A 13,345-nucleotide genomic window follows, 5' to 3' on the forward strand; every position below is an offset into this window, starting at 1 on the left:
GAACGCGTCAGTTCTCCGAATCCGGAATCACGTCCTCGGCGATGATCTCGACAGCACCCGTAACGGGGTTCTGGACGGTCTCTTCGCTCATCGGCGCGGCGAACTGGGCGTTGTAGAGGCGCCAGTAGGCGCCCTTCGCGGCGAGCAACTGCGCGTGATTGCCCTGTTCTACGATCGAGCCGTGCTCCATCACGACGATGACATCGGCATCCCGAATCGTCGACAGCCGGTGCGCGATCACGAAAGCCGTGCGATTCTCGCGCAGCCTCGACATCGCCCGCTGGATCAGCACCTCGGTGCGCGTGTCGACCGACGATGTTGCTTCATCGAGGATCAGCAGGCGCGGGTCGGCGAGGAACGCGCGCGCGATCGTGACGAGTTGCCGCTCCCCCACGCTGAGGTTGGTGGCCTCGTCGTCGAGCAGCGTGTCGTACCCGTCGGGAAGCGCATGCACGAAGCGGTCGACATAGGCGGCGGATGCTGCGGCCACCATCTCTTCTTCGGTCGCCTCGGGCCGGCCGTACAGGATGTTGTCGCGGATCGTCCCGGCGAACAGCCACGTGTCCTGCAGCACCATGCCCGTCCGAGATCGCAGGTCGTCGCGCGACATCCGTCGGGTGTCGACAGCATCCTCGGGCGAAGTGCCCAGGGCGATCGCACCGGAGTCCACGTCGTAGAAGCGCATGATCAGGTTGACGAGCGTCGTCTTGCCGGCGCCGGTGGGCCCGACGATCGCGACCGTGCTGCCGGGCCGAGCCGTCAGGTTCAAGCCCTCGATGAGCGGGGTGTCGGCAACGTAGCGGAACGAGACATCCCGAAACTCCAGCAGCCCGGCGTCTTCCGGCACCGACTCGGCCACCTCGGGGTCGGGCTCTTCTTCGTCCTCGTCGAGGAGCTCGAACACGCGCTCGGCGCTAGCGACGCCAGACTGGAGCAGGTTGGCCATGGAGCCCAGCTGGCTGAGCGGCTGACTGAACTGACGCGAGTACTGAATGAATGCCTGCACGTCGCCGATCGAGATGATGCCCGCGGCGACCTGCAGCCCACCGACCACGGCGATCGCGACGTACACGAGGTTTCCGACGAAGGTCATCGCCGGCATGATGATGCCCGAGATGAACTGGGCCCCGAAGCTCGCGCGGTAGACGCGGGCGTTCTCGTCCCCGAAGGCCGCCTCGACCTCGCGCTGGTGCCCGTAGACCTTCACGAGGGCGTGACCCGAGTACGTTTCTTCCACGCGCGCGTTCAGGATGCCTGTCTGCTTCCACTGCTCGACGAACAGCTTCTGCGAGCGCCGCGCGACGAGCACCGTGATGATGATCGTCAGCGGAATCGTGACGAGCGCGATCAGGGCCAGGGTCGGCGAGATGAGGAACATCATCAGCAGGACGCCGATGACGGTGAGCAGTGACGTGATGACCTGCGACAGCGTCTGCTGCAGGGACTGACCGATGTTGTCGACGTCGTTCGTGACGCGGCTGAGCAGGTCACCCCGCTGCACCCGGTCGAAATAGCTGAGCGGGAGGCGGTGGATCTTGTCCTCGACCTGCATGCGCAGGTGGTGCATGGCGCGCTGCACGACGCCGTTCAGGATGCGCGCCTGGAACAACGCGAAGACGCTCGCGAAGACGTAGACCGCGAGCACGAGCAGGAGCACCTGGCTCAGCTGGACGAAGTCGACGCCCGCGCCCGGCACGAAGGTCATCGATCGCAGCATGTCGGCCTGCTCGGCCCGCCCCGCCGCGACGAGTTGATCGATCACCTGCTGCTGCGTCGTGCCCGAGGGGAACTGCAGCGACGTGAAACCTTCGAAGACGATGTCCGTCGCCTCACCGAGCAGCTTCGGACCCGTCACGCTCAATCCGACGCTCAAGACGCCGAGCACGATGACGAAGATGAGCAAAGACCTGTCCTGGCGGAGCGAGCCGAGGAGGCGCTTCGCCGAGGCTCCGAAGTTCTGGGGCTTAGCGACCGGCATGCCCATTCCGCCCATGGGGCCGCGGCCACCCATCGGGCCGCGGGGCGGGGGCGGTGAGGCCGGCGGAGTCGCGGGCGGCGCGCTGCGATCGCTCATGCCGAGGCCTCCACGCTCTCCTGCGATTCGACGATCTCGCGATACGTCTCGCTCGTTTCGAGCAGTTCCGTGTGCGTGCCGAGCCCGACGATCTGGCCGTGGTCGATCACGACGATCTGGTCGGCATCCCGCACCGTGCTGACGCGCTGAGCGACGACGAGGCGTGTCGCGCCCGGCACATGTGTCGTGAGGGCGGCACGGAGCGTCGCATCCGTCGCGACATCCAGGGCCGAGAAAGAGTCGTCGAAGATGTAGATATCGGGGCGCTTGACGAGCGCCCGCGCGATCGCGAGACGCTGGCGCTGCCCACCCGAGACGTTCGTGCCGCCCTGCGCAATGGGTTCGTCGAGCCCGAGAGGCATCTCGGCGACGAATTCCCGCCCCTGGGCGATCTCGAGGGCATGCCAGAGATCGTCGTCCGAAGCATCCGCATTGCCGTATCGCAGGTTCGACGCAACCGTGCCCGAGAACAGAAATGCACGCTGGGGCATCAGGCCGATCCGCGCCCACAGTTCGTCCGGATCCCACTCGCGCACATCGACGCCGGCGACGCGAACGGAACCCGCGGTGGCGTCGAAGAGCCTCGGCACGAGCCCGATCAGCGTCGACTTGCCCGCTCCGGTCGAGCCGATGATCGCGGTCGTCGTGCCCGCGACGACGCGGAAGGTGATGTTCTTCAGCACCGGTTCGTCGGCGCCGGGGTACGAGAACTCGACGCCGTCGAAGTCGATGTCTGCGCGGAACTCCTGCGGCCGCAGCGGTGACGCGGCCGTGACGACCGACGAGTCCGTCGCCAGCACCTCACCGATCCGGTTGGCGCTCACCGCCGCGCGCGGGATCATCACGAACATGAAGGTGGCCATCATCACGCCCATGAGGATCTGCATGAGGTATTGCAAGAAGGCAAAGAGCGTGCCGATCTGCGCGTCACCGGCCTGGATCTGGAAGGCACCGAACCAGATGACCGCGACGCCCGAGACGTTCATCACGAGCATGATCGCGGGGAACATCAACGCCATCAGATTGCCGGCGCGCAGTGCTGTATCGGCGACGCCCTCACTGCCGTTCCGGAAGCGGGCGCGCTCCTCCTCCTCACGCACGAACGCACGGATCACGCGGATGCCGGTCAGTTGCTCGCGCATGACCTGATTGATGCGATCGATCCGCTTCTGCATGAGCTGGAAGTAGGGCACCATCCGCACGATGATGAGGCTCACGACGATCAGCAGAACCGGGATGCTGACCGCCATCAACCACGACAGCCCAACGTCCTGGCGCACCGCCAAGATGACCCCGCCGATGGCGAGGATGGGCGCCGCCACCATCAGCGTCGCCGTGACCTGCACGAGCATCTGCACCTGCTGGACGTCGTTCGTGTTGCGCGTGATCAGCGACGGTGTGCCGAACTGCCCGACCTCGCGCTGCGAGAAGCTCACGACCCTCTCGAACAGGGCAGCTCGAATGTCGCGGCCCATGCCCATCGCGAGCTTCGAGCCGAAGTACACGGCGATGATCGCGCAGACGACCTGCACGACCGTGATGCCGAGCATCAGCGCCCCGACGGACCAGATGTACGGGATGTCGCCGGTCACGACGCCGTTGTCGATGATGTCGGCGCTCAGAGTGGGCAGCAGCAGGGATGCGATCGACTGCCCCAGCTGGAAGACGATCACGCCGATCAGTAGCGGCCACGCCGGCTTCAGATATCGAACCAGGAGTTTCCAGAGCATGATCAGTCTTCGCGTGCCACGAGCTGGTCTCGCACCGTCCGCCGCAGAACCTTGCCGACCTGCGAGCGCGGCAACTCGTCGACCTGCACGAGCTTCTTGGGGATCTTGTACGCGGTCAGATGCTGGCGGCAGAAGTCGCGCAGCGCGGTGGCGTCGAACACGGCGCCCGGCTTCATGACGACTGCGGCCGTGACCTCCTCACCGCCCGACGGGCGGCGCAAACCGACCACGGCGGCGCTCTCGATGTCTGGATGCTGCGCCAATGCCTGCTCGACCTCGGTCGGGCTGACATTGAAGCCGCCCGTGATGATCAGTTCCTTGAGGCGGTCGATGATCGTGACGAAGCCGTCCTCCGACATGGTCACGATGTCGCCCGTGCGCAGCCAGCCCCCGGGCAGCAGAGCGGCCGCCGTATCGTCCGGGGCACCCCAGTACCCGCCGAACACCTGCGGCCCGCGGATCAGCAGCTCGCCCGACTCTCCGGCCGGGCGATCTTGCGTCGGGTCATCGGGGTCGACGACCCGGATCTCGGTGCTCGGGAATGGCACACCGACGGTGCCGGGCGGCTCGGTCCCGCGGGATTGCCGAGCGCGACCGGTGAAGTCTCGGTCATCCCGTAGCCCTCGACCAGCAAGCCACCGGTCGCCTCTTCCCAGCGTGTGACGGTCGAGACCGGAAGGCTCATCGCCCCCGAAATCGCGAAGCGCACGCCGCTCAGATCGATCCGCTTCTGGTTGCTCGCGCGCGCCAAAGCGTCGTAGATCGGCGGCACGGCGGGCAGGAACGTCGGCGGCGACTTCCGGCTCGCCGCGATCACCAGGTCGAGGTCGTACTTCGGAAACAGCACCAACTTCGCCCCGATGGACATCGCGAACGTCAGGCAGAGCGTCAGGCCGTAGGCGTGGAAAAGCGGCAGCACGGCGTACACGACTTCTTCACCGTCATGCAGCCCGGGCAGCCACGCCCTGCCTTGCGCCGCGTTCGCGCGCAGGTTGCGGTGCGACAAAGTGGCGGCCTTGGGCGTGCCGGTCGTTCCGCTGGTCAACAGCAACAGGGCCGTGTCGGCGAGTTCGGGTCGCGCCACGCGACGCGAGATCTTGCGGGATTCGGCGAGGCGATCCCACGTTAAGACACCCTTCGTGGTCGGCTTCGCGGTGATCGCTGCGCGCGCCGTGCGGGCCTTCGAGATGGGCAGGCGGAGCGCAATGCGCTTGCCGAGCGGCATGGCATCGGGCAGGCTCACCGAAACCACGGCGCCCGGACGGGCGTCTTCGGGAAGGGTGGCCACGACATCCGCCACCTTGTCCCACACGATCGCGACGACCGGTGCCGTGACCTCGAACTGATGGCGGATCTCGCGCGGCGTGTAGAGCGGGTTGTGCTCGACCACGATCGCCCCGAGACGCATCACCGCGTAGAACGCCACGACGTGCTGCGGGCAATTGGGCATGACGAGCGCGACCCGGTCACCCGCGCGCACCCCGAGCTTATGCAGCCCCCCTGCGACCCGCTGCACCTGCTCGCCGAGCTCGGCGTAGCTGGTGCGAGCGCCGAAGAACTCCAGCGCCGTCTGTGCGCCGTAACGCCCGACGGATGCATCGAGCATGTCCACAAGCGTCTCGGTGACATCGGCGATCTCAGCGGGAACACCCTCGGCGTAGGAAGCGACCCAGGGGCGACCCTCGGGGGCATCGACGTTCGGCATGGTGATGTTCCTCATCTCCGCCTGCGGGCGTCAGGCACTGAAGTCCATGCTTTCATGCGAGATATTGCGGTGGCGGTATGCGGCGAACGCATAGCTGATCTACGGTGAGGCACGTGATCGTCGACTTCGAGGGCACCGTGTATCGGTGGGAGGCGCGAGCGGATGCCGCGTGGTTCTTCGTCGATCTGCCGCCGGAGGTCAGCGAGATGATTCTCGAGTTGCAGGATCCTGCGCTCCGCCGCGGTTTCGGCGCGGTGCGTGTCCGAGCCACGATCGGCGGTTCGACCTGGACGACGTCGATGTTCCCGTCGAGCGGGACCGGGTCGTACGTGCTCCCCCTCAAACGCGCCGTGCGCGAGGCGGAGGGATTGAGCGAAGGGGGTACCGCGCACGCCCGCGTCGAGCTCGTCGACCTCTGATTCGCAGGCGGACGTTTCCTACGTCGGCAGATCGATACGGATGTCGAGCCCACCCGTGGATGCAGGGTTAAGTCCCGGTGCTCACCAGAGCGGGTGGATGTCGGCCCGCAACAAACGGTCGTAGACATCCCGCACCACGACGTCGAAGGCCTCGACGTCGAACTCGGAGCCCGGCTCGAGCAGCGCGGCAGCATCGGCGTTCGACACCGCTTGACGCGTGTTGCGTGCGCCCGGGATGACAGAGGTCACGCCAGCACGCGACATGATCCACGCGAGAGAGGCCTGAGGAAGCGAAACCCCCGCAGGCAGCGCCGCCGCGAGCTCGTTCGCCGCCTGGATGCCGACCTCGAAGTCGACGCCCGAGAACGTTTCGCCCCGATCGAAGGCCTCACCGTTGCGGTTGTACGAGCGGTGGTCGTTCTGCGCGAACGTCGTGTCGGTCGTGTACTTGCCCGAGAGCAGACCGGATGCGAGCGGCACACGGGCGAGAATGCCCACGCCCGCAGCCTCGGCGGCAGGCAGAACCTCGTCGAGCGGCTTGAGCCGCAACGGGTTGAAGATGATCTGAATGCTCGCCACTCCCGGGCGGCCGATGGCCGACAGCGCCTGCTCGACGGTTTCGACCGAGACACCGTAGGCCGCGATCGAGCCATCCGAAACCAGATCGTCGAGAGCGTCGTAGGTCGCATCCGCGTCGATCACCACGCTCGGCGGGCAGTGCAGCTGAACGAGGTCGAGCGTTTCGACGCCGAGGTTGCGACGGGAGCGCTCCGTCCAGGCCCGGAAGTTCTCGGGCGAGTAGTTCTCGAGTTCCTGCGGCTGGCGGCGCCCCATCTTGGTGGCGACGAAAACGTCGTTCCGCCCCCGGAGGAACTGGCCGATCAGCGACTCGGAGCGTCCGTCGCCGTACACGTCGGCGGTGTCGAACAGGGTCACACCCTGATCTGCGGCCGCGGCGAGCACTCCGAGCGCGTCATCCTCGCTGACATCACCCCAGTCGGCGCCGAGCTGCCACGTTCCGAGTCCGACGATCGAAACCTCGCGGCCGGTACGGCCCAGAATTCGCTGCTGCATGGTGATCCCTTTCGATTCTGTCCAGGCTAGCCCGAGCTGCTCGGCCTGTGCCGTTCGCCATTCGGTCAATCCGCACGGGGCCCGCGCCTCTCCGACCGCTCAGATCAAGCGCTCTCCTGGGTGCACCGATCAAGAACGGGCGGATGTTTCGCCCAGCGCCGCACGGTGCAGTTCGCCGTACGCGCGGCCGACCGCCTCGGCCAGCGCCTCGACGCGCGGCACCGCCGTGGGGTCTGTGCAGAACCCGATCCCGATCTCGTCGGCATGCGAGATCGCAGCAACCCGAAGGGCGTGATGCGCGCCGGGCTCGGATGATGAGAACAGTCGGTCCACCCGACGCCCGGCCACCGCAACGGGAACCCGTGGTCCCGGCACGTTGGAGATGGCGAGGCTGAACTCGCGCGGGCTGTCAGCGACCCGATGGACCACGGCATCCATGCCCGGGATCGCTCCGAGGGCATGAAAAAGGTCGTAGAGCAGCGAAGCATCACCCGCCTGCTTTTCGGCACGCGTGCGCGCGCTGATGCGATCGAGCCGACGCAGCGGATCGGATGTCCCGAGCTCGAGGTCGACGTTGATGAACGAGTCGTGATTGCCCACCGCCGACGCACCGCCGTCGCGATGGTGAAGGCTCACCGGCACCTGTGCTCGCAGGTCGAGATGGGCTGCGTGGGTGCCGAGCCAGGCATCCAGGCCCCCCGAAACCGCGGCGAGCAGAACATCGTTGACTGTGGCGTGCTGCGGCCGCGACGCCCCGATCGCCCTCAACCCGTCGAGGGGCGCGACCGCGAAGGCCACGTCCCGAGCCGCCGTGATCGGGCGGTCGAAGGGCGACTTCGATCCGGGCTGGCCGAGCTCGCGCGTGATGACTTCGGGCAGCCGGACCCACTCGTTCGCACCCGACATCGATGTGCTGGCAGGGGTGGGTCCCGCAGCGGGCGGTGACGCATGGTTCGGTGACGCATGGTTCGGTGGCGCATCGTGCGGATCGAGCAGGATCGTCTCGAGAAACCGCATGCCCGCGATGCCATCGACCATCGCGTGGTGCATGCGTGCCGCGATCGCCTCGCTGCCGTCGGCGAGCGGACCGATCAGATCGAGCGTCCACAGCGGCCGGGAGCGATCGAGGTGCTCCGACATGAGCTCGCTCACCCTGCGGCGCAGGTCTTCGGGTGTTGCGCATTCCCCGCCCGCGCGACGGCGCACATGGGACGCGATGTCGAAGCCATCCGCCGTGACCCAGCGTGGCGCCCCGGCCCCGATCTCCACACGCTGGACTGCGCGCGGTTCGGAACCCAGCCTCCGGCCGACCGCCGCCCGCAGCGCCTCGAGATCGAGCGGCTTCCCCGGCGCGAGGATCATCAACTTGAGCGTGTGCCCCGTGAGCACCGACGATTCGAGCGCCTGGATGCGGGCGTCGTCCGCGGACAGGAGCTCACCGTCATCCGTCACGTCCGTCAGCCTATCGACGAGGCACCGTGAGATGCGGACCCCGGAGAAGCCCGGCTGTATCGCGTTTCGCTCCCCCAAATGGCGGCAGGCGCCTGGGAGACTGGCGCTGTCGTCGTCGCCCGAGACGCCGACCAGACCGTCACCCGACACCCATGGCACCCGACGCCTCCACGACAAAAAGAGGACCCCCATGAACGCACGCCCATCGAGAGACGCGGAGCGCGCAGACGACGGGTACTTCGGTCCCCGCAGCGCCACCTGGAAGGTGTACGCCGACTCCGGAGCATCACTGGGCGCCGTGTCGTCGGTCCTGCTTCAATCGCTCGACACCGGAATGCTGAAGCACTTCGAACGCGTTTCGATCACCTCAGAGAGCCCCGAAGCCGGACAGGCACGCTTCCAGCGCACCGGCGACTTCATCCTCACCTGCGCATTCGGCGACAAGGCGCACGTGGATGCGGCGACCGCACACGTCGACATGCTGCACGAGCGCTCAACCTGGACGAATCCCGAGACCGGCGAGGTCGAGGTCGCCAAGTGGCCCGAGTGGCAGCGCTGGACGATGTATACGTTCGTCTGGGGATCGCTCGAGGGCGTCCAGAAGTTCGGCATGAAGCTGACGACCGCGGAGCAGGATGCATTCGTGAAAGAGCAGCAGCTCGTCGCCGAAAAACTGCACGTGCCCGGGCCGCACCCCAGCACGAAGGCCGAGTTGGACGCGTTCATCGAGTCGGGCAAGAACGACAAGGCGCTGGGCTACCTAGGCGCCCAGTCGGCGCTCGGCTTGCGCCATCCTCCCCGGTCGGGCAACCCGCTCAAAGACTGGGTCTCGGGCATCGTGCTCGACGGGATCCTCTCGCTCCTGCCCCTCTGGGCGCGGCAGATCTACGGTGTCGAAAACCACAGCGAGCGTCGACTGGCCCGCGCGCAGCGCATGACGGCGCGTTTTCTCGCCCTGGCACGCAAGAACAAGTCCCTGCAGGATCTGGTCGATTCCGGGATCGCTCACGCGACCGAACACCCGTACCAGAAGGTGCGCGCCAAGTCCTGAGGTGTGAGGGCGACGGCGCCGGGCCAATCCTCCGGCGCCGTCAGCCCCTCAACATCTGGCGGAGTGAGACCGTCGGATCCGCCAACGCGGATGCCTCGACGCTCACGCCGCGGTCGATGATGCGCCGCGCGGCACGAATCGTCATCGGGTCGTCGATCGAGGCGGCGCCGAGCAGGCGGTCCCCCGCGACCCGAAACACAGCGGTACCCGGCCGGATGACGTCAGCACCCTCGCCGACGAGGTCGCCGACGATTTCGATGTGCGAGCCGTAGCGGTCGCTCCAGCACCACTCGGCGCCGCGCGGGGCGGGCGCTTGTCCGAGCAGCCGGGCGGCAGCATCCATGCCGTCGAGGCGCGCCGCATCCCAGTGCGCCGTGGCGGCGAGCACAATCCCACCCGCCGGCTCGACGAGTTCGCTGCCGGGCAGCACGCGCGGCTCGACACCCAGGCCCGCGACAATGAGGTCGGCCGCGACCGTTTCGCCGTTCGCCAGCGTGACCTCGAGCAGATCACCGGATGCGTCGATGGACGACACCGTCGTGGTGCGCAGGTCTACTCCGTGCGTGACGTGCATCGCGTGCATCCAGCCCGACAGAGTGTCGCCCAGGACGTGTGCCCCGGGCATCTCATGCGGGTCCACGAGGACGACCGGCGTGTCGAGGGTACGGAGCGCGGCCGCGACCTCCGCCCCGACGAAGCCGCCGCCGAGCACCAGCACCGTGCGATTCGGGCCTGCCGCCCCGCGGATCCGCATCGCGTCGTCGAAGTCGCGCAGGGTCACGACGCGCGGATCGTCCGCCCCGGGCATCATCGGACGTCGCGCCGCGGCCCCCACCGCGACGACGAGCGCATCCGCCGCCAGCACTCGTCCATCCGAGAGCACGACGCCCGCGGGTGTGATCTCGGTCGCCGCGACTCCCGCAAGCACCGTGATCTTCAACTCGGCAAGCCGCTCGAGGGGTGCGAAGTCGAGGTCGGCGCGGGTGGCACCGTTCACGAGCACGCTCTTCGAGAGCGGCGGATGGTCTGAGCACGACGCATCGCTCTCGACGATCGTGATCGCACCGACGTAGCCGAGATCGCGCAACGTCGTTGCACACGTGTAGCCCGCGATCCCGCCGCCGATGATCAGGACGTCGGCGGGCGCCGTGTCGCTCACGCCAGGCGCGCGGGGTTCGGGACGACCACGATGTCATCGCCGTCCACGTGAGCCGCGTGCGCCGCGACACCCGTGGGCGCGGGGGGCGATAGCACGGCGCCGTCGCTCAGGCGAAAGCGCGCCGCGTGCAGCGGACACTCGACGCATCCGTCCTCGACCCACCCATCGGCGAGGCCGGTCTTCTCGTGCGTGCACGTGTTGTCGAGAGCGAAGTACTGCTCGCCATCGTTGAATACGGCGACGTCATCGATCGTGCCCAACCGATCCTTGGCGATGGCCAAGCCCGTGCCATCTTCGATATCGCCGACGTGTGCGACCACAATGCCCTGCGTCATGGGCCCATGCTAGCGGGCGCAAAATCCCCAGACGCGAAGCTACGCGACCGACAACGCCCGAGAGGTCCTCAGCATCGACGGGGAACGTCGAGTGCCGCACTCACGGCTACGAGGCCAGCACCGTGGAGCAGATCGCGGATACAGCAGGGGTGTTGTTGCGCACCTTTCTACCGGTACTGCTCCAGCAGGGACGAGATGCTGACGTCGGAGCTGGCGACCGATCCGGCAGAACTCGCGTCCGCCGTCCGATCGAAGGGCGAACTCCCGTTGCTCGAGCCGGTGATCCAGGAGTTCGTCGCCGTCGCAGAGATCGAGCCGCACCGCCGCGAACTGCGACTCATCATCAGAACACCGCGCTCCGCGCCGCCTGGCTGGCCGCGGGCCGGGAAGCGCAGGAGGATCTCGCCAACGTCATCCTGGACCGCTTTCCCGACGACACCCCCTCCACACGCGCACTCCCGCGGCCGCGATCACGGCGGTGCTGACGATCGTGATCGAGACAGGGGCACTGTCGGACTCCCCAAGCATGGAGCCGCTCGCCCGCGAAGCACTGAGCGTCACTACTCCGACCTGAGCCCCTGCGAACACGAGTGCAAGCACGTGCCTGCACGGAATGATGGGGTCATGCCCTTCGCAGACGATCTGCTCGGCGTCGGCGTCGCGGGCACGCTGACCCACTGCATCCAGAACACCCAGCCCGAGCGTGCCCTGCACGCCTTGCCGCGGGCGTGCGAAACCTTTGACGGGCTATCTCTGCGCGAACGGGCCGATGTACTGCGGAATGCTCTGCTGGCCGACATTCCGGGCGACTACGCCACGCTCGCCCACGTCATCCGTTCCGCCGCCGCGAACGAACCTGCATTCACCGGCTGGTTGATCTGGCCCGTAACCAGTGCGATTGCAACCCGAGCCGTGGATGAGGGAACGGAGGCCTCGTTCGACGACGCCCTGGCGCTCCTCGCCGAGCTGACGGGTCGGCTCACTGGCGAGTTCGCCATCCGCACGCTGCTGCGGCACGACCTCGATCGTGCCCTCGACGTCATCGGCGGGTGGACCATTTCGCCCGACGAACACGTGCGGCGCCTGGCGAGCGAGGGCACACGGCCCTATCTGCCGTGGGCGATTCGAGTGCCGGCGCTCATCGCCCAACCAGGAGCAACCATCGGGATTCTGGATGCGCTGTACCGCGATGGCAGCGAGTACGTCCGCCGATCGGTCGCGAACCACCTCAACGACCTGAGCCGCGACTCCCCCGGCCTCGTCGTCAGCACCGCCCGACGCTGGCTAGCCACCCCAGCGCCCACCACGCCAGCCCTCGTCCGTCACGCGCTCCGCACGCTCGTCAAGCGCGGCGATCCGCACGCCCTCACCTTGCTCGGCTTCGCGCCCGCGACCGTCGAGATCGATGGGCCGTTGCTCACCGAAACCCACATACCGTGGGGCGGAGAGGTCGGATTCACTGCTACTGTCCGGAACTCGGGTACGCAGAGCGCGCGTCTCGCGATCGACTACGTCGTGCACCACCGCCGCGCCAACGGCACCCTCACCACAAAAGTCTTCAAGCTCACCACGGCCCACGTCGCACCCGGCGAAGAGTTCGCGATCGAGCGTCGGCACTCCTTCCGCGCGATCACGACGCGCCGCTATTACCCCGGCGAGCATGCCATCGCGCTGCAGGTGAACGGGGTGGCCACACCGCCGGTAGTTTTTGAGTTGCTACCCGCCGCCGATAGTCCGGCATGACGACACCCGGCTTGACGACGCGACGACGGACCCGCACTCTCCGCGCTCGCCGCTAGTCGTGATGATTGACGGCGAGCAGGTCGAAGACAACCTTGTCGCCCTGCGCGTTCTGCGCGATCCATGCGACGGAACCGACGAGTTCAATAGAGGCGTCGCTGTCTGTGTCGGTAATGGTCAGGTAGCGCATCAACCCCACCTTCTTGATCTTGTGATCGACGGTGGCGCGATTGAACGACGCAAACTCTGATGCGAGGCGTCCGTGGGTGTCACCGTTGAGCACGTGGATCGTATCGGGCGTGATCGCAACGAGCAGCGTCGTCGTAGCGCCTTTCTCTTCGGCGGCTGCTGTCATGGCCAGGCGCCGACCGGCAATTGCGCCGATCGCTGCGCTGACACCACTGACGTCGCTGAGCCCGGTGGGGTCAAGTGCGTCGGCAGCGACGACGCCGCCTGCGCTGCCGACGATTGCAGCGCCGACGAGGCTGGCAAGGTTGAACCTCCCTGCCGCGAGCACATCCGCATCCTGGCCCAGAATCTTCTTGGCCTCGACGATCAAGTTCGCTTCGCTAAAGGCACTGTTCATTGTGTAGCTCTCCAAAGTCT

At 67.1% G+C, this 13,345-nt stretch carries 12 protein-coding genes; 3 read left to right on the top strand and 9 right to left on the bottom strand.

What is annotated here, in order from left to right; genetic code table 11:
- Window positions 1-7: 7 nt before the first annotated feature.
- From ACXZ1E_RS03065 to ACXZ1E_RS03080, 4 genes are read right to left on the bottom strand one after another with little or no spacing between them, the layout of a single operon-like run.
- Window positions 8-2,074: an ABC transporter ATP-binding protein gene (locus ACXZ1E_RS03065; RefSeq protein ID WP_458041976.1), complete on the bottom strand. Its 2,067-nt coding sequence runs from the start codon at window positions 2,072-2,074 to the stop codon at window positions 8-10.
- The gene (locus ACXZ1E_RS03070; RefSeq protein ID WP_458041977.1) at window positions 2,071-3,804 is read right to left on the bottom strand and encodes an ABC transporter ATP-binding protein; all 1,734 of its coding nucleotides are present in this window, start codon (window positions 3,802-3,804) and stop codon (window positions 2,071-2,073) included. The genes ACXZ1E_RS03065 and ACXZ1E_RS03070 overlap by 4 nt, the downstream gene beginning before the upstream one ends.
- Before the next feature lie 2 nt (window positions 3,805-3,806).
- Window positions 3,807-4,352, bottom strand: a complete 546-nt coding sequence (locus ACXZ1E_RS03075; RefSeq protein WP_458041978.1) for an AMP-binding enzyme — start codon at window positions 4,350-4,352, stop codon at window positions 3,807-3,809.
- The gene (locus ACXZ1E_RS03080) at window positions 4,265-5,509 is read right to left on the bottom strand and encodes an AMP-binding protein (protein ID WP_458041979.1); all 1,245 of its coding nucleotides are present in this window, start codon (window positions 5,507-5,509) and stop codon (window positions 4,265-4,267) included. The genes ACXZ1E_RS03075 and ACXZ1E_RS03080 overlap by 88 nt, the downstream gene beginning before the upstream one ends.
- Before the next feature lie 113 nt (window positions 5,510-5,622).
- Between ACXZ1E_RS03080 and ACXZ1E_RS03085 the strand changes: the two genes are divergently transcribed.
- Entirely contained in the window at window positions 5,623-5,928 is a 306-nt protein-coding gene (locus ACXZ1E_RS03085; protein ID WP_458041980.1) for a DUF1905 domain-containing protein, read from the top strand.
- Between the two features lie 81 nt (window positions 5,929-6,009).
- On the opposite strand, the gene ACXZ1E_RS03090 is transcribed toward ACXZ1E_RS03085, so the two are convergent.
- Both ACXZ1E_RS03090 and ACXZ1E_RS03095 read right to left on the bottom strand, forming a co-directional pair.
- Window positions 6,010-7,002 (bottom strand): aldo/keto reductase, encoded by a 993-nt coding sequence (locus tag ACXZ1E_RS03090; RefSeq protein ID WP_458041981.1) that lies wholly within the window; start codon window positions 7,000-7,002, stop codon window positions 6,010-6,012.
- 129 nt (window positions 7,003-7,131) lie between these two features.
- Window positions 7,132-8,454, bottom strand: coding sequence for a wax ester/triacylglycerol synthase domain-containing protein (locus ACXZ1E_RS03095; RefSeq protein WP_458041982.1), 1,323 nt, complete (start codon window positions 8,452-8,454; stop codon window positions 7,132-7,134).
- Window positions 8,455-8,644: 190 nt separating this feature from the next.
- Between ACXZ1E_RS03095 and ACXZ1E_RS03100 the strand changes: the two genes are divergently transcribed.
- Window positions 8,645-9,505, top strand: a complete 861-nt coding sequence (locus ACXZ1E_RS03100) for an oxygenase MpaB family protein (protein ID WP_458041983.1) — start codon at window positions 8,645-8,647, stop codon at window positions 9,503-9,505.
- A gap of 40 nt (window positions 9,506-9,545) precedes the next feature.
- Here ACXZ1E_RS03100 and ACXZ1E_RS03105 read toward each other — a convergent pair whose 3' ends face one another.
- Window positions 9,546-10,664, bottom strand: a complete 1,119-nt coding sequence (locus ACXZ1E_RS03105) for an NAD(P)/FAD-dependent oxidoreductase (protein ID WP_458041984.1) — start codon at window positions 10,662-10,664, stop codon at window positions 9,546-9,548.
- Window positions 10,661-10,999 carry a Rieske (2Fe-2S) protein gene (locus ACXZ1E_RS03110; protein ID WP_458041985.1) on the bottom strand — a complete coding sequence of 113 codons (339 nt, stop codon included), beginning with the start codon at window positions 10,997-10,999 and terminating at the stop codon, window positions 10,661-10,663. The genes ACXZ1E_RS03105 and ACXZ1E_RS03110 overlap by 4 nt, the downstream gene beginning before the upstream one ends.
- Window positions 11,000-11,623: 624 nt before the next feature.
- On the opposite strand from ACXZ1E_RS03110, the gene ACXZ1E_RS03115 reads away from it, so the two are divergent.
- Entirely contained in the window at window positions 11,624-12,742 is a 1,119-nt protein-coding gene (locus ACXZ1E_RS03115) for a DNA alkylation repair protein (protein ID WP_458041986.1), read from the top strand.
- Window positions 12,743-12,794: 52 nt separating this feature from the next.
- On the opposite strand, the gene ACXZ1E_RS03120 is transcribed toward ACXZ1E_RS03115, so the two are convergent.
- Window positions 12,795-13,325: a hypothetical protein gene (locus ACXZ1E_RS03120; RefSeq protein ID WP_458041987.1), complete on the bottom strand. Its 531-nt coding sequence runs from the start codon at window positions 13,323-13,325 to the stop codon at window positions 12,795-12,797.
- Between the last annotated feature and the right edge of the window lie 20 nt (window positions 13,326-13,345).

This window comes from Pacificispira sp. HM-600, from assembly GCF_977993705.1.